23 protein-coding genes are annotated in these 22,515 nt (G+C 59.6%); 8 read left to right on the top strand and 15 right to left on the bottom strand.

The genetic code is table 11. The features are described 5' to 3' along the window. The first annotated feature begins 6 nt into the window (after positions 1-6). Positions 7-855, top strand: a complete 849-nt coding sequence (locus AB6803_RS13030; protein WP_371109285.1) for an MOSC domain-containing protein — start codon at positions 7-9, stop codon at positions 853-855. Positions 856-878: 23 nt separating this feature from the next. On the opposite strand, the gene recO is transcribed toward AB6803_RS13030, so the two are convergent. The 10 genes from recO to rpoZ form a co-directional block, all read right to left on the bottom strand. After that, on the bottom strand, positions 879-1,658 hold the full coding sequence (gene recO / locus AB6803_RS13025; protein ID WP_371109284.1) for a DNA repair protein RecO: 780 nt from the start codon (positions 1,656-1,658) through the stop codon (positions 879-881). 58 nt (positions 1,659-1,716) lie between these two features. Beyond that, entirely contained in the window at positions 1,717-2,091 is a 375-nt protein-coding gene (locus tag AB6803_RS13020) for a response regulator (RefSeq protein ID WP_371109283.1), read from the bottom strand. 672 nt (positions 2,092-2,763) lie between these two features. Further along, positions 2,764-3,711 (bottom strand): GTPase Era, encoded by a 948-nt coding sequence (gene era, locus AB6803_RS13015; RefSeq protein WP_371109282.1) that lies wholly within the window; start codon positions 3,709-3,711, stop codon positions 2,764-2,766. Between the two features lie 8 nt (positions 3,712-3,719). Beyond that, a complete protein-coding gene (gene rnc / locus AB6803_RS13010) occupies positions 3,720-4,439 on the bottom strand; it encodes a ribonuclease III (protein WP_371109281.1) in 720 nt (239 codons plus the stop codon). Next, positions 4,436-5,182, bottom strand: coding sequence for a signal peptidase I (gene lepB, locus AB6803_RS13005; RefSeq protein WP_371109280.1), 747 nt, complete (start codon positions 5,180-5,182; stop codon positions 4,436-4,438). Before lepB ends, rnc begins: the two co-directional genes overlap by 4 nt. 114 nt (positions 5,183-5,296) lie before the next feature. Then, positions 5,297-5,701, bottom strand: coding sequence for a holo-ACP synthase (acpS, locus tag AB6803_RS13000; protein ID WP_371109279.1), 405 nt, complete (start codon positions 5,699-5,701; stop codon positions 5,297-5,299). A gap of 39 nt (positions 5,702-5,740) precedes the next feature. After that, positions 5,741-6,328: a DUF2062 domain-containing protein gene (locus AB6803_RS12995; RefSeq protein WP_371109278.1), complete on the bottom strand. Its 588-nt coding sequence runs from the start codon at positions 6,326-6,328 to the stop codon at positions 5,741-5,743. Between the two features lie 221 nt (positions 6,329-6,549). Next, the gene (locus AB6803_RS12990) at positions 6,550-6,699 is read right to left on the bottom strand and encodes a DUF3563 family protein (RefSeq protein WP_007693095.1); all 150 of its coding nucleotides are present in this window, start codon (positions 6,697-6,699) and stop codon (positions 6,550-6,552) included. A 191-nt stretch (positions 6,700-6,890) separates the two neighbouring features. Further along, positions 6,891-9,119: a bifunctional (p)ppGpp synthetase/guanosine-3',5'-bis(diphosphate) 3'-pyrophosphohydrolase gene (locus AB6803_RS12985; protein ID WP_371109277.1), complete on the bottom strand. Its 2,229-nt coding sequence runs from the start codon at positions 9,117-9,119 to the stop codon at positions 6,891-6,893. Between the two features lie 100 nt (positions 9,120-9,219). Further along, a complete protein-coding gene (gene rpoZ, locus AB6803_RS12980; protein ID WP_371109276.1) occupies positions 9,220-9,624 on the bottom strand; it encodes a DNA-directed RNA polymerase subunit omega in 405 nt (134 codons plus the stop codon). Between the two features lie 309 nt (positions 9,625-9,933). Between rpoZ and AB6803_RS12975 the strand changes: the two genes are divergently transcribed. Beyond that, a complete protein-coding gene (locus AB6803_RS12975) occupies positions 9,934-10,518 on the top strand; it encodes an NYN domain-containing protein (protein WP_371109275.1) in 585 nt (194 codons plus the stop codon). A gap of 127 nt (positions 10,519-10,645) precedes the next feature. Here AB6803_RS12975 and smpB read toward each other — a convergent pair whose 3' ends face one another. Then, positions 10,646-11,125, bottom strand: coding sequence for an SsrA-binding protein SmpB (gene smpB, locus AB6803_RS12970; protein WP_007693105.1), 480 nt, complete (start codon positions 11,123-11,125; stop codon positions 10,646-10,648). A gap of 114 nt (positions 11,126-11,239) precedes the next feature. Continuing rightward, positions 11,240-12,124: a 4-hydroxy-tetrahydrodipicolinate synthase gene (gene dapA / locus AB6803_RS12965; RefSeq protein WP_371109274.1), complete on the bottom strand. Its 885-nt coding sequence runs from the start codon at positions 12,122-12,124 to the stop codon at positions 11,240-11,242. A gap of 218 nt (positions 12,125-12,342) precedes the next feature. On the opposite strand from dapA, the gene AB6803_RS12960 reads away from it, so the two are divergent. Further along, the gene (locus tag AB6803_RS12960; RefSeq protein WP_371109273.1) at positions 12,343-14,400 is read left to right on the top strand and encodes a lytic transglycosylase domain-containing protein; all 2,058 of its coding nucleotides are present in this window, start codon (positions 12,343-12,345) and stop codon (positions 14,398-14,400) included. A gap of 83 nt (positions 14,401-14,483) precedes the next feature. After that, positions 14,484-15,377: an alpha/beta fold hydrolase gene (locus tag AB6803_RS12955; RefSeq protein WP_371109272.1), complete on the top strand. Its 894-nt coding sequence runs from the start codon at positions 14,484-14,486 to the stop codon at positions 15,375-15,377. Positions 15,378-15,499: 122 nt separating this feature from the next. On the opposite strand, the gene AB6803_RS12950 is transcribed toward AB6803_RS12955, so the two are convergent. From AB6803_RS12950 to AB6803_RS12940, 3 genes are all read right to left on the bottom strand, one after another. Further along, on the bottom strand, positions 15,500-16,567 hold the full coding sequence (locus tag AB6803_RS12950; protein WP_371109271.1) for a porin: 1,068 nt from the start codon (positions 16,565-16,567) through the stop codon (positions 15,500-15,502). Positions 16,568-17,038: 471 nt separating this feature from the next. Then, entirely contained in the window at positions 17,039-18,100 is a 1,062-nt protein-coding gene (locus AB6803_RS12945; protein ID WP_371109270.1) for a porin, read from the bottom strand. A gap of 602 nt (positions 18,101-18,702) precedes the next feature. Next, complete coding sequence (locus tag AB6803_RS12940; RefSeq protein ID WP_371109269.1) at positions 18,703-19,236, bottom strand: DUF6428 family protein; 534 nt, start codon at positions 19,234-19,236, stop codon at positions 18,703-18,705. A 40-nt stretch (positions 19,237-19,276) separates the two neighbouring features. On the opposite strand from AB6803_RS12940, the gene AB6803_RS12935 reads away from it, so the two are divergent. The 4 genes from AB6803_RS12935 to arsK all read left to right on the top strand — a co-directional run bounded on the left by AB6803_RS12935 (position 19,277) and on the right by arsK (position 22,491). Next, positions 19,277-19,639 (top strand): ArsR/SmtB family transcription factor, encoded by a 363-nt coding sequence (locus AB6803_RS12935; protein WP_371109268.1) that lies wholly within the window; start codon positions 19,277-19,279, stop codon positions 19,637-19,639. 87 nt (positions 19,640-19,726) lie between these two features. Then, on the top strand, positions 19,727-20,152 hold the full coding sequence (gene arsC, locus AB6803_RS12930; RefSeq protein WP_371109267.1) for an arsenate reductase (glutaredoxin): 426 nt from the start codon (positions 19,727-19,729) through the stop codon (positions 20,150-20,152). 9 nt (positions 20,153-20,161) lie between these two features. Beyond that, positions 20,162-21,217 carry an ACR3 family arsenite efflux transporter gene (gene arsB / locus AB6803_RS12925; protein WP_371109266.1) on the top strand — a complete coding sequence of 352 codons (1,056 nt, stop codon included), beginning with the start codon at positions 20,162-20,164 and terminating at the stop codon, positions 21,215-21,217. After that, positions 21,217-22,491, top strand: a complete 1,275-nt coding sequence (arsK, locus tag AB6803_RS12920) for an arsenite efflux MFS transporter ArsK (protein ID WP_371109265.1) — start codon at positions 21,217-21,219, stop codon at positions 22,489-22,491. The genes arsB and arsK overlap by 1 nt, the downstream gene beginning before the upstream one ends. The last annotated feature ends 24 nt before the right edge of the window (positions 22,492-22,515 follow it).

The raw sequence follows: 22,515 nt of genomic DNA, 5'->3' as shown, positions 1-22,515 counted from the left end.
CTACTCATGCAGGTCAGCGACCTCTTCATCTATCCGCTCAAGAGCGCACGCGGCATAGCCATTCCCTCCGCCGCCATCGACGCCTTCGGTCTCGCCGGCGACCGCCGGGCCATGCTGGTCGACCCCTCAGGGCATTTCATCACCCAGCGCGAGTTGCAGGATATTGCCCGCATCGATGTCCAGCCGGCTCCCTCTTATTTGCGGCTGAAAATGGAGGGCAAGGCCGACATCATCGTGCCTCCGCCGCATCCGGATAACCGCATGGACGTCGATGTCTGGAAGTCGGCCGTTAATGCCTCGGTCGCCGACGACGCGACGAACACGGCGCTGTCCGGCTGGCTCGGGCGCGATGTCAGGATGGTGTTCTTCGACCGGCTCGCCACGCGCATTGCCAGCCCGGAATGGGCGGGCGACGACACGCCGGTCACCTTTTCCGACGGCTACCAGATCCTGATCACCACCACCGGCTCGCTGAAGGCGCTGAATGCCAATCTTGCCGCCCATGGCGAGGGCTCGGTCAGCATGGAGCGTTTCCGCCCGAACATCGTCATCGACTGCGACGAGGAGTGGCCGGAGGACCGCTGGGCGGCGATCGACATCGGTGGCATTCGCCTCGATCTCGTCAAGCCCTGCGCCCGCTGCATCATGACGACGCAGGATCAGCAGACGGGCTCGCGCGACGTTCCGAACCCTATGCCGGCAATGGGCCGCGTCCGCATGTCCGCCGATCGGCGTGTTCCAGGCCCGCTCTTCGGCTGGAATGTCGTCCCGCGCGGCGAAGGTACCGTGAAGATTGGCGATACGGTGACGGTGGTCGAGGAGCGGCCGGAAGGCTGGGCATTCAAGCGGCGATAATCGCTTCGCCGATTTAACAAGCCTCAACGTTTGGCGGCGATGACGGGCTGATTGTCCGGCCGATCCAGCGAAACGGCATTCACCGCTTTCAGCGCGGCTTGAATGAAACCGTCTCGCGCCGCGGCGATCTCGATGCCGCGCGGCTCATAGACATGGCGATGCAGGAAGAAGCCGGTCAGGCGGAAGGCGGCGGCGAGGCTTTCGCCATCTGCAGCCTCAGCGGCTCCAGCAGCAAGGAAAGGCGGGAGCGCCAGCATCTTGTCGGCCCAGGGTGCGCCGGCTGCACGGCAAACGGCGCGTCCAGTCTTTGGCGACACGAAAGCCAGATCGTCGCGCACGCCGGTCGCGGCGCATTCGCCCAGATCCAGGCCATAGCCAAGCTCGTTGAGCACCGCCAACTCGAAACGGACGAAAAGCTCACCGGCGTCCAACGGGTTCTGCATGTTTTCGAGGATGACGTCGAGCGCGTCGTAGAGATAGGGATGCGGATCGCGCTCGGGCAGCAGGCGCAGCAACGCGCCCATGGCCTGCACGCCATAGACCGCGGTCGCCGTCTCCATCAGCCGCGCCGCCCGCAGCCGCACCGGCTCCATGCGGAACTCACCGAGATGTTCGTGCAGCCGCGCGCGCCACGTCACCTCGACCAGATTGCCTGGTTGCAGTACCGGCTGCATGGAGCGCGACCGGCCGGAGCGCACCAGTCCCATATGCCGGCCGCGATCGCGCGTCATCACCTCGGCGATGACACTAGTCTCGCCGAGGCGCTTGACGCCCAGAATGATCGCATGGTCCTGCCACTGCATCGGCCGATTTGTCCCGTAGACTGTCTTGATTCGAGTTTAGGACAAACGGCGGGCGCTGTCACATCTCGGACGATCTGCTTGCCGATGACAGCTTGTCGACGAATATCCGCATGGCCGCCTCGTCGAAGGGCTTGTTGAGCAACGGCACATGCCGCAGGTCCGCCGGGAAATCGAGCGTATCGGAATAGCCGCTGACGAAACCGAAGGCGATGCCGCGCTCGACCAGCAACCGGGCAAAACCGAAGCTCATCGACTCCCCCAGGTTCACATCCAGCATCGCAAAGTCATAGTGATCGGTATGGATGGCGTTGACTGCCTGCTCCAGGTTCGAGGCGATTTCCACCTCTGCGACCCCGACAAGACGAAGGATTTCCTCCGCCTCCATGGCAATGATCAGATTATCTTCCAAAATAAGAGCGCGCTGAACCGTCATATCAGCGACACCCCTTCATGCACGCGTCTGACGACGCCACGCCCCGTAGTACTTTCCACATCTATCCCTCCGGCGCCAATCATCGGCCCGTGTTGAATGGACGGCATTCCCCCATCCGTGTTGGCTCGGTCTCAAGTCACATGACCTTGCCCTAACCCGCTTCGCACTTTTCGCCCCGCGGTACTATGGGCTCGTGATCATGCTCCAATCGCTTTTGCCGCTGCGGTTAGTAAGAGGTGAAACTGGTCGAAAAGTGACGGTGATACTAGTCTATGTTGATACACTATCAGCTGCCATTAAAAAGACATGTGCCAGATCGTGTCAACGCCCCCGCCTGCCGAGCATTCACGTGTCCAGATTGAGCCATCCCGATTCGCGCAAGCGTGGTGAACCCGTCGGCCCGCCAACACGTCACAGCTGCGCGCCGCGAGTGGATCAACCCGCGTTTCGGCAGCTTTTTCAATGTCTTGTTTGTCTGAACGACGCAGAGACGGGTGAGATCGCCGGGATCAAATGAACGACGCCCATGAGCACCCTTCTTCAAGGAAGCTGCCGCGAAAGATCCAACCGAAGAGATATGCGAGGGGATAAGCTGCCCCAAAAAATCGCCTTGACGGCTCCAGCATCTGGCCGGCGATTGTCGCGAGGTGAGACAGTCGCCGGAACTCAATTCTATCCGCGCGGAAACTCGAGCCCCATTTCGCGGAAGCGTTCGGGATCGTCGCCCCAGTTCTCGCGCACCTTCACGAAGAGGAAGAGGTGGACCGGCTGCTCCAGGATCGCGGACAGTTCCTTTCGCGAGGCGGTGGAGATCGCCTTGATCGCCTCGCCCGATTTGCCGAGGGTGATCTTCTTCTGGCTTTCGCGCTCGACATAGATGACCTGCTCGATGCGAACCGAGCCGTCCTTGCGCTCTTCCCACTTTTCCGTCTCGACATGCGAGGAATAGGGAAGCTCCTGATGCAGGCGCAGGAACAGTTTTTCGCGAGTGATTTCGGCGGCGAGCTGACGCATCGGCAAATCGGAGATCTGATCTTCCGGATAATACCAGGGGCCTTCCGGCAGGGTCTTTGCCAGATAGTTCATGACGTCTTCGCAGCCGGAGCCGTTTTCGGCCGAGACCATGAAGGTCTCCTGGAAGGCGATCTTCTCATTGGCGGCGGCGGCAAGCGCCAAGAGGTCTTCGCGGCGAACGCGGTCGATCTTGTTGAGAACAAGGATCTTCGGCTGAAAGACTTCCTTCAGCCCTTCGAGAATAGCTTCTGCATCGCCGCGTATTCCGCGTTCGCTGTCGATCAGCAGCATGATGAGATCGGCATCCTTGGCGCCGCCCCAGGCTGAGGTCACCATGGCGCGGTCGAGACGGCGGCGCGGCTTGAAGATGCCGGGCGTGTCCATGAAGACGATCTGCGCATTGTCGTGGATAGCGATGCCGCGCACGATGGCGCGCGTCGTCTGTACCTTATGGCTGACGATCGACACCTTGGCGCCGACGAGCCGGTTGACGAGCGTCGACTTGCCGGCATTGGTTGGGCCGATAAGGGCCACGAAACCCGAATGGGTCGGGCCGTTATTTTCAGCTGCACCTTCGCCGGCAGCCGTGTCTTCCTGATTGGTCATTTTTTCCGTCATTTCTGAGCCGACTGCGGCTGCCATATGCCTTCGCGCTCCAGGATCCGCGTCGCGGCCACCTGCTCGGCGGCGCGCTTGGAGCGTTCTATACCGGTCTCGGGCGCGGCTCCAGCCACTTCCACCGTTACCGTGAAGCGGGGATCATGATCCGGTCCGCTGCGGTCATCAACCCTATAAACGGGCGTGACGCCGAATTTCGCATGCGCCCATTCCTGCAATTCCGTCTTGGCGTCGCGGCGGGCGCCATCGGGCCGAACAGCACGCCCTTCCCAATAACGCAGAATGAACTTGCGCGCCACTTCGAGGCCACCATCGAGATAGAGCGCCGCGATCAGGCTTTCGACGACATCGGCGCGCACGTTCAGCATGCGCTTGCCGGTCAGTTTCTTCACATCGGCGCCGGTGCGAATGAAGAGATGCAGTTGCATCTCGTCGGCGACCGCCGCGCAGGTCTCGGCGCTGACGAGCTGGTTGAGGCGAACCGAAAGCTCGCCCTCGGTCGCCGCGCCGAACGTACGGAACAGGAGCTCGGCGATGCACAGGCCGAGAACCCGGTCGCCGAGAAATTCCAGCCGCTCGTAATTGCCGGCCTTGTGCGTGCGGGCGCTGGCATGTGTCAGAGCCCAATCCAGGCGCTCCTTTTCCACGAAGGCATGGCCTATCGCGGCTTCAAGCGTAAGACGATCCGCCTGCGAGAGCGTCGACGTCTTCGTCATTCGACAACCTTGAAGAGGCGGTCCCAACGCATATTGGTCGGCCATTTCCAGATTTCGCGGAACGAGGTGTCATGCCCGAGCGAGAAGAAGATGACGCTGGCGCGGCCAATCAGGTTCTCGGCCGGCACGTAACCGACGTCGAAACGGCTGTCGTCGGAATTGTCGCGGTTATCGCCCATCATGAAGTAGTGATCGGCCGGAACGACATACTCCTGCGTGTTGTCGCCGCGCGAGGTCGGCGAGAGGTCCAGCGTATCATAGACCTTGCCGGTGTCCGCCAGCCGCTCGCTGTAGACCGGAATGCTGTCGCCCGGCTCCTGGCTGTAATCCGAGGCGAAAGTGCCGTGCGGCTCGCGCGGAACGGCCTGACCGTTGATATAAAGAATGTCGTTCTTCACCTGAATGCGGTCGCCCGGCAGACCGATGACGCGCTTGATATAGTCGACATCCGGATTCGGCGGGAAACGGAAGACCACGACGTCGCCACGCTTCGGTTCGCTGCCAAAAAGACGGCCGCTGAACAGGTCGGGCGAGAAAGGCAACGAGTATTTCGAATAGCCATAGGCGAATTTATTGACGAAGATATAGTCCCCGACAAGAAGCGTCGGCATCATCGAACCGGACGGGATGGTGAAGGGTTGAAATAGCACCGTGCGGATGATCATGGCCAGGACGAGAGCCTGTACGATAACCTTGATGTTTTCCCAGAGGGCGTTCTGCTGTTTTTCGGCTTTCTCGGACACGCAGTCTTATTCCTTGTTCGCACCCCACCGGCGCACTTTCATTCAGGCACTCTCTACCCGCTTCATACCACGGCGGCAATGGCGCCGGTATCAAAAGCGACACACGGCCGTCATTCAGCCCGCAATCGGCAGTGCCTCGATAATCACAAAGGCTTGAGCGAGAGGGAAATCATCCGTTATCGTCAAATGAATGGCGGCGCGGTGATTTTCCGGCAGCAAGGCGGCCAGCCTCCTGGCTGCTCCGCCCGTCAATTGCATGGTCGGTTTGCCGCTCGGCAGGTTGACCACCCCCATGTCTCGCCAGAAAACGCCTTGCGCCAGACCGGTGCCGAGTGCTTTGGAACAGGCTTCCTTGGCGGCGAAACGCTTGGCGTAGGAAGCGGCCTTGTTCTTGCGCCCTTCGGATTTGGCGCGCTCGATGTCGGTGAAACAGCGCTCGGTGAAGCGGGTGCCGAAACGCTCGATCGATTTCTCGACGCGCCGGATGTCGATAAGGTCGCTGCCGATCCCGATGATCATGAGAAGCCCTCCAGCTGGCCGCGGCGATATCAGCGCCCGTCAGACGCCGGATGCGTTGTCGGCAAGCGACATGCGCTCGCGGGCACGCTGCATCAGCCGCTCCTTGCGGCGGGTCTTGAAGCTCTTCACACCGTAATAGGTCAAGGCATAGACGACGACGCCCGAAACGATTGCCGGCGGAATGCCGCCGATCAACATCGGTTTCAGAACCGGGTCCCAAATTTGCGAGAGATCGCCCTTGTGCCACAGCGCCGGCAGATCGATGCCAGCGCCCTGCCCGCCGCTGTCGCGCGCCAGGATCAGATGGCCGATTTCCCAGGTGAACGCCCAGATGAAGGGATAGGTAATAGGATTGCCGGCGGCCAGACAGCCAAGCGCGGACGCAATCACATTGCCGCCGATCAGATAGGCGATGATGATCGCCATCACAAAATGCACACCGATGAACGGGGTCCAGGAAACGACAATGCCCGCCGCAAAGCCAGCCGCCACCGAATGTGGCGAAGCGGCGAGGCGCACGAGGCGTTTTCCAAAATATTGGAACGAGCGGATGAAACCCTTACGGGGCCATAGATGCTCCCGCAGTTTCTCCCTGAACGTCAGTGGTTTTCGGCGTCGAAATAACATGCGGCTTATCTAGTGCACTGAGGGCCGTCATGACAAGAGCGACAAAGCGTTCATGCGCTGATTGTCCAGCCGCAATGCGCTGCTTTTCAGAGCACTGGGTGTTCAAAACACCAATAACCGCTCTAGCTTTTGGATCAGGAACATTCAATCCGCTTGTGGCGGGATGCTCCAAGGGCGCAGCAACTGTCACGCCCCTTCCCATTCGAAAGTATTGTCAGCGATTAACGCTGACGGAACATGCCGCGATCGACCTGACGCTGACGATATTCAAGGTCAAAACGGTCGTGCGAGCCGTTCAGGTAAGCCATTTCGCGCTCTTCAGCACTCGGAACACGCAAGGCGCGGGCGAATTTCTTGATAGGACCAAACATTGTCTTCTCTCATCTCTGTTACGTTTCTTCGATGACCAGAAGATAAGCGTTGCAAAGGTTAATTACCAACGCTGTAAAACCCATGCAGCCATGCACATATCGCATGGCTACACATAAAGGCGGTCGGATTTGACCATAAATTGGTCACAAAATATGCAGCCTCGCCGGATCAAGGTCATCGCTAGAGATAATTATTCGTAAAGCCGCTTTACAGTGGCAATGCAGTCGAGCTCTTTCAGCTGCACTAGGAGCTGGTTGAGCTGACGCAGATCCCAGACTTCGACATCCAGAGCCATCTCGGTAAAGTCGGCGGCGACGCGCACCGTGTTGAGAATGCGGATATTGACATCGATGCCGGCAACCGTCTGGGCGACCTTGGCAAGCGTGCCCGGCTCGTTCAGCGCATTGATCAGGATCCGGGCGCCAAAGCGGGACTTGTTGGCCTCGTCCAGATCCCAGCGCACGTCGATCCAGCGCTCCGGCTGATCGTCGAAGCGCTGCAGCACCGGCGACTGGATCGGATAGATGGTGATCCCCTTGCCTTTTTCCATGATGCCGACGATCCGATCGCCGGGCACGGCGCCGGTCGGGGCGAAATGCACTTCGACATCCGCCGCCAGGCCGCGGATCGGCAGGGCATCGATACCCTCGATGCTCGCGGCGAGATCCGCCTTGGTCTTGCCGGGGATCTTGAAGATCATACCGGAGGCGCTACGGACGTTGAACCAACCTTCGTCGCCGGCGGGCTTGACGGTCACGCGCTCGTCCTGATGGTCGGGATAGACGGCGCGCAGTACATCGAGCGACGACATCTCCCCGCGTCCGACGGCGGCAATCGCGTCCTCGACATCCTTCTGGCCGAGGCGATGCAGCGCCGGCTTCAGCGCCTCGCGCGAAAAGACCTTGCCGGCGCGCTCGAAGGTGCGCTCCAGAATCCGGTGACCGAGGCCGGCATATTGCTTGCGGATGGCAAGACGCGTGGCACGGCGGATGGCGGCGCGCGCCTTGCCGGTCACGACGATTTCTTCCCAGGCGGCCGGCGGAACCTGCACGCCGGAGCGGATGATCTCGACTTCATCGCCATTGGTCAGGCGCGTCACCAGCGGCATGATGCGGCCGTTGATCTTGGCGCCGACGGTGGTGTCGCCGATATTGGTGTGAACCGCATAGGCGAAATCGATCGGCGTGGCGCCGCGCGGCAGCGCGATCAGCTTGCCCTTCGGCGTGAAGCAGAAAACCTGATCCTGGAAGAGCTCAAGCTTGGTATGTTCAAGGAACTCTTCCGGGCTGTCGCCTTCGGCCAGTGCCTCGATGGTGTGGCGCAGCCAGGAATAGGCATTGCTTTCGCGCGACAGCAGCTCGCCGTCGCCATTGCTGTTGCCGTCCTTGTCCTTGTAGAGCGCATGGGCGGCAATGCCGAATTCGGCGATTTCATGCATGCGCTTGGTGCGGATCTGCAGCTCGATGCGCTGGCTGGACGGACCAACGATGGTGGTGTGCAGCGAGCGATAGTCGTTCTGCTTCGGCGTCGAGATGTAATCCTTGAACCGGCCGGGCACGACGCGCCAGCGCGTATGCACGATGCCGAGCGCGCGATAGCAGGAGGGAATATCGTCGACCAGCAGGCGGAAGCCATAGACATCGGATAGCTGTTCGAAGGACAGCGACTTCGACTGCATCTTGCGGAAGACCGAGTAAGGCTTCTTCTGCCGTCCCTTGACCATCGCATTGGCAAGGCCATTGGCGACGAGCAGGTCGCGCAGCTCCACCTCGATCTTCTTCACCAGGCCTTCGTTGCGCCGCGACAGTTCCTCGAGACGCTTGGTGACAGTGTCATGCGCTTCGGGGTTGATATGGCGGAAGGAAAGCTCCTCCAGCTCTTCGCGCATGTCCTGCATGCCCATGCGGCCGGCGAGCGGCGCATAGATTTCCATCGTCTCTTCGGAGATGCGGGCGCGCTTCTCCGGCGACATATGGTCGAGCGTGCGCATATTGTGCAGGCGGTCGGCGAGCTTCACCAGGAGCACGCGGACATCGTCGGAAATGGCGAGCAACAGCTTGCGCAGGTTTTCCGCCTGCTTCGCCTTCTTGGTGACAAGATCGAGCTTCTTGATCTTGGTCAGACCTTCAACCAGACGGCCGATATCCTCGCCGAACAGCTCGTCGATTTCAGCGCGGGTCGCGGTCGTATCTTCGATCGTATCGTGCAGGAGGGCGACGGCAATCGTCGATTCATCCAGACGCATGTCGGTCAGGATGGCGGCGACTTCGAGAGGATGGGAAATATAGGGGTCGCCACTGGCGCGTTTCTGCTGTCCATGCTTCTGCATCGCATAGACATAGGCTTTGTTAAGAAGAGCTTCGTTGGCATCGGGCTTGTATTTCTGCACACGCTCAACAAGCTCGTACTGCCGCATCATTCCCAAGCTACTCCAGCAAAAACGAAAGCGCGCCAGTCATACGACCGGCGCACACATTACTTCATCATATCGCTCTTGGTTAGAGCATCAAGCTCGACGATCAGTAATCGTCGCTTTTTTCTGGCGGAACAAGGCCTTCGATGCCGGCCAGCAGCTCTTCTTCCGACATCTGGTCGAACGTGACGGCTTCCGGAGCATCTTCTTCTTCGTCGCCCGAAGCCGAAACGCTGCCGCCAGCAGCCAGGAGGCTTGCCGGATCGGGTTCCGGCTCGTCGATTTCGACGTGCTTCTGCAGCGAATGGATCAGGTCTTCCTTGAGATCGTCGGGAGACAGCGTCTCGTCGGCGATTTCGCGCAAGGCCACGACAGGGTTCTTGTCATTGTCGCGGTCTATGGTGATCGAGGAGCCCTGCGAAATCAGGCGGGCGCGATGGCTGGCGAGCAACACGAGCTCGAACCGGTTCTCAACTTTATCAATGCAATCTTCTACTGTGACACGGGCCATTGCCTGTCCTTTGCGGTCGTGATGTCGTCATCATGTCTCGGAGTAGCACGCCGATACAAGCAAACGAAGGCAAATTCAAGTTTTTCCTGCTCCAGGGGTCCCAATCCCTCCCCAATGCGCTAAAATTCATTAGACAAATCAAGGATTCTACTTAAGATTGCTTGGAATATCGGATTTCGTGCCCTAAATCTTGGTTATATGAATGATTCATAAAGTAATATGAATTGTTCGCCGGCGTCATGCAAGACATTGTTTTGGCTACATTTTGAGTACAGTAATTGCATTTTGATAACAGTGGATATGTAAGCGATGTTCGACCCACGCGAAAAAATTGCCCTTTTTATAGACGGCGCCAATCTCTACGCCGCATCCAAGAGCCTCGGTTTTGATATTGACTACCGTAAGCTGTTGAAGGCGTTCCAAAAGCGCGGATATTTGCTGCGTGCCTACTATTACACCGCTCTGATCGAGGATCAGGAATATTCCTCGATCCGCCCGCTGATCGACTGGCTCGACTATAATGGCTATAAGGTCATCACCAAGCCAGCGAAAGAATTCACCGACTCCATGGGGCGCCGCAAGATCAAGGGCAACATGGATATCGAGCTGGCGATCGACGCCATGGAGCAGTCCGAAACCGTCGATCATCTGGTGATCTTCTCCGGCGACGGCGACTTCACCACCCTGGTGGAAGCGTTGCAGCGTCGCGGCCGCAAGGTGTCGGTTATCTCGACGATGGCCACTCAGCCGCCGATGATCGCCGACGATCTGCGCCGCCAGGCCGATCACTTCATTGATCTCGTGTCGCTAAAAGCTGAAATCGGCCGCGATCCCTCCGATCGCCCGCCGCGCCCAGCCGAGCCGGCAGCTACTGCGGCTGATGCCGAGGAATAGGTAAACCCGCAGCGAATACGTCCAGTGTTCGCTGCGCCACCGGCCCTTCGCTTTGGCTCAGGGCGTTTGTCGCTGCAATCGATTCGCAGGATCGATTGCTCGGGCTTTGCCCGACCGCTCCTCACCCTCACCTGTTGTCTTTGAGAATGCGGCCCTTCTGCCGGTTCCAGTCGCGTTCTTTCTCGGATTGACGCTTGTCGTGAAGCTTCTTGCCCTTGGCGAGCGCCAATTCGAGCTTGGCGCGACCATTGTCGTTGAAATAGATCTTCAACGGGATCAGCGTCATGCCTTCGCGATTGATGCCTGAGCGTAGCCGGCCGATCTCACGGCCTGAGAGCAACAGCTTGCGGCGGCGGCGCGGTTCGTGATTGAAGCGGTTCGCCTGCAGATATTCCGGCAAATAGGAATTGATCAGCCAGATCTCGCCGTCCTCGTCCGAGGCATAGGATTCGGCGATATTCGCCTTGCCTTCGCGCAGGGACTTGACCTCTGTGCCCATCAGCACGATGCCGGCCTCATAGGTATCGATGATCTCGTAATTGAAGCGCGCCTTGCGGTTCTCCGCGACAATCTTCTTCACTACGCGTTGGCTGCCTTTGGGGGCCATGATTTTTCTTCTTCTTTTTCGTGCGTCAATTCCGAGGTTCCAGACCTTAAATAAGCGAGACCGCCCTCCTTGTGAAGAGAGCGGTCTCGAATAGGGCTAGCGTCGGTGTTGCCGTCAGTTCAACAGGCCGGCATGGCGCATGGCGGCATCGATGGCCGCTTCCGTGCCTGGCTCCAGCGTCGAGAGCAACGGCGAGCGCACGTTGCGGCTCATCCGGCCGAGACGGGAGAGACCATACTTGGCACCGCAGAGGCCTGGCTCCAGGAAGATCGCCTTGTGCAACGGCATCAACCGATCCTGATAGGCGAGCGCCTTGGCATAATCGCCAGCAAGCGTCGCAGCCTGGAATTCGGCGCAAAGGCGCGGCGCGACGTTCGCCGTCACCGAAATGCAGCCGACGCCGCCGTGAGCGTTGAAGCCGAGCGCCGTCGCATCCTCGCCGGAAAGCTGACGGAAGTCGTTGCCGCAAGTGATACGCTGCTCGGACACGCGCTCGATCTTGCCCGTCGCGTCCTTGACGCCGACGATGTTCGCATAGGCCTTGGTAAGCGCGCCCATGGTCTCCGGCGTCATGTCGACAACCGAGCGACCGGGAATATTGTAGATATAGATCGGCAGCTTCACCGCTTCGGCAATCGCCGAGAAATGCGCGTAAAGCCCCTTCTGTGTCGGCTTGTTGTAGTAAGGGGTGACGACCAGCACCGCATTGGCGCCCACCTTTTCGGCGTGCTGGGCAAGCTCGATCGCCTCGCGGGTATTGTTGGAGCCGGCACCGGCCATGACCGGGACGCGCTTGTTTGCAACTTCGATCGAGAGCTCGACGACACGCTTATGCTCATCATGCGACAGGGTCGGCGATTCTCCCGTCGTGCCGACGGGAACGAGCCCGCTGCTGCCCTCTTTGATCTGCCAATCGACATGGGAAGCGAAGGATGCTTCATCCACCTTGCCGGCGTCAGTGAAGGGCGTAACGAGTGCGGGAATGGACCCCTGGAACATGCAAGTCTCCTCGCGGCGGCGCTTTCACGCTTCAGCCGCAATCCATGGTTATGAATCCGCGCACCATAAAGCGCCGACTTGCCGGCGACAAGCACGCTTTCATTGGTGAAGAGCAGTTTCCGATATCATAATTGATTGAAATTCGAGCCAACGCTAAGGTTTCGTTAATATAAACTTCGGCAAATGGAAGGGACCTGTTTTTTGTTGTGAGTAACCGGATGAAAAGACCTCTCGTGATCCTGACTGCGGCTGCGGGCGTGGCGGTCGCGTGGAGTAGTTTTGCATCACAACTCCCCGGTGAACAGACACTGCCGCGCAGGGCAACCGATGTGGCGATGACCATGCCGGATCCGCTGAACACGGGATCCATCCCGCGCGGAACCGCCGTCGCGCCTCTCAGCGGCGACCTCAAGGCCGGCCTCGACGCCCTTTCCAACAAGAACCCGATGCAGGCGCTCGCTGTCCGCAACAGCATGGGCCAGGGGACGCTCGACCGTCATATCCTGACCTGGGCGATCGCGACCTCGGGCCAGGCCGGCGTTCCCTCTGGCGAAATCGCAGCAGCAGCGCGCGAGCTTGTGGGATGGCCGGGTCTCGGCAGCCTGCGCGCCAACTCCGAACGGGCGCTCTACACCGAAAATCCGCCGGCCGATCAAGTGCTTGCCGCCTTCGGCAACACACAGCCGGAAACGCCGGAAGGCAGCGTGATCCTGTCGCGAGCGCTGGTTTCGCGCGGTGCATCGGCGCAAGCTGCCAAGCTCATCCGCAAGATCTGGCGCGATGAAGCTCTGGATAAATCCTTCGAAGATAAGATCCTCGCCGAATTCTCCAGCCTGCTGACGCCGGCCGATCACAAGGCGCGCATGGATTTTCTGCTTTATCGCGACCGCACCGCGCAGGCCAAGCGCTTCGGCGATCTCGGCAAGGCGCAGTCGCTCTACAAGGCTTGGGCGGCGGTCAACAATCGCTCGGCCAATGCCGGGACCCTGCTTGCCACTATCGATGCGCAATGGCGCAAGGATCCCGCCTATCTCTTCATGCGGATCGAGAACCTGCGCCGCCAGGACAAATATGACGATGCCGCCAGCCTCCTGACGCAGATCCCGCGCGACCGCGGGGCACTTGTCAATGCCGGAGCATGGTGGAACGAGCAGCGCATCGTCAGCCGCGGCCTGGTCGACCAGGGTAACTTCAAATCTGCTTATCGCGTCGTCGACGCCAGTGCGGCGGAGAGCCCGCAAGATGTCGGCGAGGCGGAATTCCATGCCGGCTGGTATGCGCTGCGCGGCCTGCAGGACGGCGCCGCAGCCTCGGTGCATTTCCGCAAGATCCTGCAGGTTTCGAACGGCCCGATCTCGCAGTCGCGCGCCTGGTACTGGCTTGGCCGCTCCGCCGAAGCCGGCGGTCCCGGCAAGGCTTCAGAATTCTATTCGAAGGCCGCCTCCTATCCCAGCACCTTCTATGGCCAGCTCGCCGCCGAGAAGCTTGGCCGGCGGACATTGAACGTCACCTACCCCTCACCGACAAGCGAAGACCGGCGGCTTTTCCAATCGCGTGAAGCCGTCCAGGCGATCACGCGGCTGGAGGCGGCGGGTCACGGTTGGCGAGCCGAGGCTCTCTATCGGGCGCTGGCAAAGCAATTGGATAGCCCCGGCGAGATCGCAATGCTGGCAGCGCAGGCCGAGCGTTCCGGCAATCATCAGCTTTCCCTTCAGGTCGGCAAGATCGCCTATGGCCGTGGCGTCGATGTCGCCGCGCTTGCTTTCCCGATCGGCGTCATTCCGGACAATGCCAATATTACCGGCTCGGGCAAGGCGCTCGCCTATGCCATCGCCCGGCAGGAAAGCGCCTTCAATCCGGCGGCGGTCTCCTCGGCCAATGCGCGCGGCCTGCTGCAGCTTCTGCCGAAGACGGCCAAGGCAGTCGCCGGCCGTCACGGCATGACCTATTCCGACGCCAAGCTGACGCAGGATGCCGGCTATAACGCGACGCTCGGCGCTCACTACCTCGGCGAACAGATCGACGCCTTCGGCGGCTCCTACATCCTGACCTTTATCGCCTATAATGCCGGCCCGAACAAAGTGCCGGAATGGATCAGCCGCTATGGCGATCCGCGCGGCAAGTCGATCGACGACGTCGTGGACTGGATCGAACGCATCCCCTTCCCCGAAACGCGCAATTACGTCCAGCGCGTCATGGAAAATTATCAGGTCTACAAGGCGCGGCTCGGCCAGAAGACCGATATCGAACGCGACCTGATCTACGGCCGCGGCTGATCTCCCTCCTCGCAACTCCGATTGTCGCAAACTGCAAAATGACGTTACATCCCTCGTGAGATATCATCCACGAGGGACTATTCATGAGCAGCAGCGATGAGAGCGGCTTTATTGTCAGGACGATCACCGCACCGGACGGACTGAAACTCCATGCGCGTGATTATGGCGGCGACCGTTCATCGGTTAGCGGACTGCCGCCCGTCATCTGCCTGCCGGGACTGACCCGCAATTCGCGGGATTTTCATCAACTGGCACTACTCTTGTCCAGCGATGCGATTGCGCCGCGCAGGGTGATCACGCTCGATGCCCGAGGGCGCGGCCTGTCGGCCTGGGATGACGACAAAAGCCATTATAATCTCGTTGTGGAAGCCCAGGACGTGCTTGCGATGTGCGCAGCACTCCACATATCCAAGGCGGTCTTCATCGGCACATCGCGTGGCGGCCTCGTCCTGCATCTATTGACCGTCAGCCATCCGGATCTTCTAAAAGCGGTCATCCTCAACGATATCGGCCCTGTTCTGGAGAAGGAAGGGCTTGGCGATATCCGCGACTATCTGAACCGCGACAGGAAGCCCGGCGACTGGAGCGAGGCTGTCGACATCCTGCGGGAAAATCACGGCGGCACCTTCACGGCGCTGGCGGAGGAGGATTGGCGCGACATGGCGCGGGCGATCTACACCGTCACGGACGGGAAGATCGCCGCTGATTACGATCCCGCCATTGCCGCGCAGATGCAATCGCTGGACCTCGAAGCGCCGCTTCCGGATCTGTGGCCACAATTCGAGGCGTTTCAGACCATCCCGCTGATGGTGATTCGCGGGGAGAACTCCAAGCTTTTGGCGACCGCCACGGTCGAGGAAATGGCAAGGCGCCATCCCGGCATGACGGCAAAGATTGCCCTCGGACAAGGACACGCGCCGATCCTGCATGTCGGCGATATCCCGGCCGCAATCAGGGATTTCCTCGCAACGCTCTGATTCTGAGACGACGGGGTGGGACCGAAACAGAAAAGGCCCGGTTGGGAAAACCGGGCCAATCCCTTCTGATCGGAGGTCAGATCAGAATATGAGCTATGTCAAATCCGGTTCTTCGAACCAAATTAGAACGTGCGCTGGAAGCGAATGATACCAGCCCAGGTGTCCTTGTTGACAGCGTCATAGTTCACGTAGGTCAATTCCGGCTCGATCAGCAGGTCCTTGACAGGGTTGAACTTGACGTTCGTCGTCGCAGAGAAAGTTTTCAGGTCGTCATAGGCAAGCTGCAGGTTCCACTTCAGCTTGTCGTTGATCGGAACGCCAACGCCACCCCAGACAGCCCAGTCACCCCAGCCAAGACCAGCACCGCCGGCACCGGCATACTTGTTGAGCTTGTCGCCATCGGTGTTGTAGCCGCCCATAACGAAAGCGGTAAGGACGCCGAAGTCGGCATCGACGCGAGCCTTGACAGCGCCTTCTTCAACGATGGAGTCGTAGCCGCCTACAACACGGAACTGCCATGCGCCGGCCTTGTAGCCCGCACCCGCGACGACGTCCGGAGCATAGTGGTCAGTGCTGTTTTCGCCGTTTGCACCGGTTGCGCCCGTGCCGGAATTGGAATCTTCCAGCGAGATCACGGCGGTGAAGCCGTTGCCGGCATCATACTTGTAGGTGAGCTGATTGAGTTCGTCGGTACCATTGATACCGTATTCGATCACGTCATCGTTAATGACGTCGCCGGCATAGCCGAGGAAGGTCGAATACTGCGAATCAGCCTTACCGACGAGGAAACCACCGAGGCTGATGTTAGCCCAGAGGAGCTTCGTCGTGGTCGAATTGCCGTCGTTCCAGTCCCAACGAGCAACCGTATTGGTCTTCAGCGGGCCGTATTCGGTGTCGGTCGCGGTGTCGAGGGAAAGTTCAGCACGGGTATGCCAATAGGTACCGCGAGCACCTGCGTCTTGGCCAGCCTTGTAGGCGTTATACCAGCCACCTTCAGTACGAACGCGGCCACCGACCTTCAGGCAGGTTTCGGTGCCGGGAATGAAGAAGTAGCCAGCGCCATAGGCGTCGCAGATGCGAACATATTCAAGCGGCTCGGGCTCGGCAGCAACGATAGCGTCTGCTGCATGAGCACCGGAAACTGCTGCCAGCGCAGCAGCGGAGCCGAGAAGAAGGCTCTTGATGTTCATAATAACTCCAGTTCCAAAATTAATTAGGCAAGAGTATTCACGCCGAAAAACGACGCGCCCCACCCCACCTTGCGTTCAAAGTTGACCCCTGATCTGGGAGAATCGAGACAGTAAGCCTCGCTTCCGATTTGCGAACCTACAGATCGAATTTTTCAGAGCAATATCAGATACAAACTATAGGCGTGTGTGACACTTGTTTCGAATTTCGCGTTGCACAAAAATCACGTCGCAAAATTGTCACAAGAAAGATACGTTCTGCAGAACGCCACTTGGAATTACTTTCAAACAGCACTCAAGTTATAAAGCCGCCCTCAATTAAAGATAGCTAATACATAAAGTAAGCAAAGACATCCTTCCCCCGTTGGAATCAAACGTCGATCATCTACCGCCGAACAGCAAAAAGCCCGGCTCGAAAGCCGGGCTTTTCGTCACTTGCGTGACAAATCAGATCATGACCGAAGTCAAATCAGATTAGAAAGAACGCTCGAAGCGGAGGATACCAGCCCACTGGTCTTCGTTGATCGAATCCCAGTTGGTGTAGGAGACTTCCGGCTCGATCAGGAGGTTCTTAACCGGGTTCCACTTGACGTTCGTGGTAGCAGCAAAGATCTTCGAGTCGGTGTAGGCGAGCTGCAGGTTCCACTTCAGCTTTTCGTTGACCGGTACGCCAACGCCACCCCAAACTGCCCAGTCACCCCAGCCGATATCAGCAGCGTCGCCGCCACCGTTCGAGCCAGCGTACTTGTTCAGCTTGTCGCCGTCCGTGTTCCAGCCGCCCATGACGAAGGCCGAGAAAGCACCGAAGTCAGCGTCGACGCGAGCCTTGATGGCGCCTTCTTCGACGATGGAGTCATAACCACCAACGACCTTGAAGGACCATGCGCCAGCCTTGTAGCCAACACCGGCAACAGCGTCCGGAGCGTAATGGTTGTGGCTGTCTTCGCCGTTAACGCCAGTGGCGCCCGGACCAGAGTTGCTGTCTTCCACCGAGACCACAGCCGTGAAGCCGTTGCCGGCGTCGTAGTTGTAGGTGATCTGGTTAAGTTCGTACGGGCCGTCATAGACCACGTCGTCGTTGATGACGTCGCCGGCATAACCGGTGAACTGGTTGAACTGCGAGTCCGTCTTACCAACGGTGAAGCCGCCGAGGCTGATGTACGACCACAGCAGGTTCGTGCTGGTGGAGTTGCCGTCGTTCCAATCCCAACGAATGATGGTTTCGGTCTTCAGCGGACCGTATTCAGTGTCGGTCGCGGTGTTGACGTTCAACTCAGCGCGGGTGTGCCAGAGCGTACCCGTGGTGTGCTGCGGGTTGTAGGCGTCGTACCACTGACCTTCCGTACGAACCTTACCGCCGATCTTGAGGCAGGTTTCGGTGCCCGGAATGAAGAAATAGCCAGCGCCGTATGCGTCGCAGATGCGAACGTATTCCAGCGGCTCCGGCTCAGCAGCAACGATAGCGTCAGCCGCGCGAGCACCGGAAACTGCTACGAGGGCAGCAGCGGAGCCGAGAAGAAGGCTCTTGATGTTCATTATTGACCTCCAGTCAAAGTTTCATTCGAGAATGAGAACTACCCGAAGGTATTCCCTGCCCCATCCTCGTGTTTCAAGAAGTGGACGATCAATCGCCCGCGCTTCCGAATTTGAAAATACAAGACGCGAACTGTCACGCAATCTACATCTTGCCGGAAAGGGGGTTTCACAGGAGCCTTACATAATTCCTGTTGCCGAAAGGACACAAGTCAGCAACACGGGCGCCACATTTGTTTAGACTTCGTTAAGAAAGTCCTTAATGTATCGACACTTACGAGCCAATATTAAATGAAGACGTGGAAATGGGACAAGCCGCCAACATGGCAGATCCGGGGCAAATCCGTGACACCAACGACGCCGGACACGCCATTTCCGACATTTGCCGCGATCCCCATCAATGGCGGGGAACAGACAAACCACATTCCGGGGTCCCGGATCGAGACTCCCGAGTACGCGATTCTGTTGCGGCCGATTCGACGGGGAGCGACAGTTACAGATTATTCGCCCTCAAGATTGCAGCCGAATGACAAAAGAAGCTCGTTGAGCCTGCAATGAAAGAAAGGCATCCGGAATGAATGTCCTTCCATTGCACCCTTTGACCTTTACGCGGCGCAGCAGCTCTCACCAGCCGCCTTCGGACCGCAGCATGTGGTTGTTGCCTCCTGCTTGGCACGGTGCCTTGGCTTGCAGATCGCCGCGCGAGCGACAAGCCGCAATACGACGCGACCGGCCTCCATGCGAAGCCTGTCAACATCGAAAACCCGCATGGCGGCATTCGGAGGCCCCACCTCGAAAGTAAGCCGCGCGCGAGCATCAAGCTCGACCCGCTGGGCAACCTGATCGAGAATTTCTCGGAATTTGTCGACCGACAAATAGTCGCCCTCGCCTTCCTGGGCGATATCCTCGATCTGTAGAACGGTCTCACGCCATGCATCCGGGTTTCCGCCGCAGTCGAGCGTGACGAATGAGCCGGCCTTCACCTCGGTGACGTGATAGCCGGACCGAATCGTCCGCCCGCCATAATCGATTACCAGCGCCTTGCCGGCATACGGCTCCAATGCGCCCAACAGTGCGCCGAGCGAAGCGTCACCGTCAAAATTCATCTCCAGGGGTCTGGCATCGTCAATCATCTTCATGTACCTTTATCTCAACTACTCTTGATATATTGAGGCAACTATGAACGATAAGCAAGCCCTCGACGCTTTCGCGGCACTCTCGCAGGAGACCCGGTTGCGAATCGTCCGCCTGCTGGTGACGGCCGGACCCGAAGGATTGCCAGCCGGCGCGATCGGCGAGGCCATGGACGGCGCCTCCTCCTCGCGCATGTCCTTCCACCTGAGCCATCTCGAACACGCCGGATTGGTCGAATCCCGGCGCGAGGGCCGCTCGATCATCTACACCGCCGCCTATCCCGCGCTCTCCGGTCTCATCGAATTCCTCATGCGCGACTGCTGCCAGGGCCATCCCGACGTGTGCAGCCCGGCCGTTGCGGCGCTATCCTCCTGCTGCAAGCCCGAGAAGGACGCCGTCCATGCATGACGCCAATCAATCAGACAGCATCTTCAACCAAATCGCCCAGTTCGCTGGAACAAGTGCTCTCGAAGACAAAGCAAAGTGAGACAGATCATGGATGTCATCATTTACCACAACCCTGACTGTGGCACTTCGCGCAACACAGTGGCGCTGATCCGCAATGCCGGCATCGAGCCGCATGTCATCGAATATCTGAAGACGCCGCCGTCACGCGCGATGCTAGTCCAGCTCATCGCGCGGATGGGAATAGCTACCCGCGAGTTGTTGCGGGAAAAGGGCACGCCCTATGCGGAGCTCGGCCTTGGCGATCCGAACCTGACGGACGACCAGCTTCTCGACGCGATGATGCGGCAGCCCATCCTGATCAACCGGCCGATCGTGGTCAGCCCGAAGGGTGTGAAGCTTTGCCGGCCGTCCGAAGAGGTTCTCGATCTGCTGCCTCCCCAGCTCGGCGAGTTCTTCAAGGAGGACGGCGAGCGCATCGTCGACGAACACGGCCGCCGTGTCGCGAGCGCTTGAGGAAGCACCATGTCGATCTTTGAACGCTATCTCACCCTCTGGGTCGCACTCTGCATCGTCGTCGGCATCGCGCTTGGACACATCATGCCCGGTGCATTCCAGGCCGTCGGCGCGGCCGAGATTGCCCGGGTCAACCTGCCGGTTGCCTTGCTGATCTGGCTTATGGTCATTCCGATGCTGCTCAAGATCGATTTCGCCGCCCTTGGCGAAGTCGGCCGCCATTGGCGCGGCATCGGCGTGACGTTGTTCATCAACTGGGCGGTGAAACCCTTTTCGATGGCTCTGCTCGGCTGGCTGTTCATCGGCTGGCTGTTCCGACCCTATCTGCCGGCCGGCCAGATCGACAGCTATATCGCCGGGCTGATCATCCTCGCCGCCGCGCCCTGCACCGCCATGGTGTTCGTCTGGTCGAACCTGACCAAGGGCGAACCGCATTTTACGCTGAGCCAGGTGGCGCTCAACGACGCCATCATGGTCGTCGCCTTTGCGCCACTCGTCGGCCTGTTGCTCGGCCTTTCCGCCATCACCGTGCCGTGGGGCACGCTTGTCCTGTCGGTCGTCCTCTACATCGTCATTCCAGTGATCATCGCACAACTCCTGCGTCGTCGATTGCTTGCCTCAGGCGGCCAGGAAGCGCTCGATCGGCTGCTCGCCAGGCTCGGCCCAGTATCGCTCGTGGCACTGCTGGCAACGCTGGTGCTGCTGTTCGGCTTCCAGGGCGGAGAGATCGTTGCACAGCCGCTGGTCATTGCGCTCCTTGCGGTGCCGATCCTGATCCAGGTCTATTTCAATGCGGGACTTGCCTATCTGCTGAACCGCATTGCCGGCGAACAACATTGCGTTGCCGGCCCTTCCGCGCTGATCGGAGCATCGAACTTCTTCGAACTCGCCGTCGCCGCCGCGATCAGCCTCTTCGGCTTCCATTCGGGCGCCGCACTCGCCACCGTCGTCGGCGTGCTGATCGAAGTGCCAGTCATGCTTACCGTCGTCTGGGTCGTGAACAGATCCAAGGGCTGGTACGAGCGCGGTGACCGGGTCGCGGCAATTGCCGAGGCTCATCGCTGATGTCCGGCGATCTTGCGGATGCGTCCGGTGGTCGCCTCGACCAATCGCCCGCAAACCCTTCAGCAGCCGCACCTCGCGCAAGATCCCGGCTCGTTATCCCGGCGCTCGGCCTGACGCAAATCATCGGCTATGGCACACTCTATTACAGCTTCAGCATTCTGGCTCCCGCCATGGCGCGCGACTTCGGATGGCCGACCGAATGGATCTTCGGTGCGCTTTCCGGCGCGCTGTTGATCGGCGGTCTGGCCGCGCCATGGGCGGGCCGCTGGATGGACCGCTATGGCGCCGCACGCATCATGACGGTCGGGTCGCTGGCGGCAGCAGCCGCTCTGATCGCCTGCGCCCTGGCGCCGGTCGGCATCGCCTTCGTGCCGGCGCTGATCGCCATCGAGATTGCCTCGACCCTGGTGCAATATGGCGCCGCCTTTGCTCTTCTCGTGCAGCAACAGTCACACACCGCGCAACGCAGTATCGTCCATCTGACGCTGATCGCCGGCTTTGCCTCGACGATCTTCTGGCCGATCACTACGGCGCTCCACAACGCACTGTCGTGGCAGCAGGTATATTTTGTCTTCGCGGCGATGAACCTTTTCATCTGCCTGCCGATCCACGCCTGGCTGTCGCGGCTGGACCGGCCTCCCAACGAAACGGGAAATGCCGATGGCACCACGCAGAGCACAGTGGTCGATGGCAGTCTTCCCGCCGCCGCCCGACGGAGAGGCTTCATCCTCATGGCAATTGGTTTCGCGCTCCAGAGCTTCGTCGGCTCGGCCATCCTCGTGCACATGCTGCCGCTTCTCGGCGCGCTGGGGCTCGGCGTTGCCGGCGTCATGGTCGGCACGCTCTTCGGCCCCGCACAGGTTGCAAGCCGCTTCATCAACATGATGTTCGGCAAAAACCTGTCCCAGATCAGGCTTGCGATGATTTCCGCCACACTGCTGCCAGCCTCGGCGGCGCTGCTGCTTCTGACCGCGCCTTCCGTTCCCGGAGCATTGGCCTTCGCCGTGCTGTTCGGCATGGGCAACGGGCTTTACAGCATTGTCAGCGGCGTATTGCCCCTGGCCCTCTTCGGCAGTGAGGGATACGGCGCCCGCCAGGGTCAGCTCATGTCAGTGCGCCTGATCGTCTCCTCGGCCGCGCCCTTCGCCTTCGCCCTGCTGATGGAGAATATCGGCGTGAGCTGGGCGCTAACGATCACCGCCGTTCTTGGAAGCGGAGCCTTGCTGGCGTTTATGGGGATTGCGCGATTGTCCAGCGAACCGCACGCTGGTTGATGCCGCTGGTCCTTGAGAGATCAG

It is taken from the genome of Rhizobium sp. RCC_161_2, from assembly GCF_041355235.1.
Classification (GTDB): Bacteria; Pseudomonadota; Alphaproteobacteria; order Rhizobiales; family Rhizobiaceae; genus Rhizobium.
This window is presented reverse-complemented; position numbering and strand designations above follow the sequence as displayed.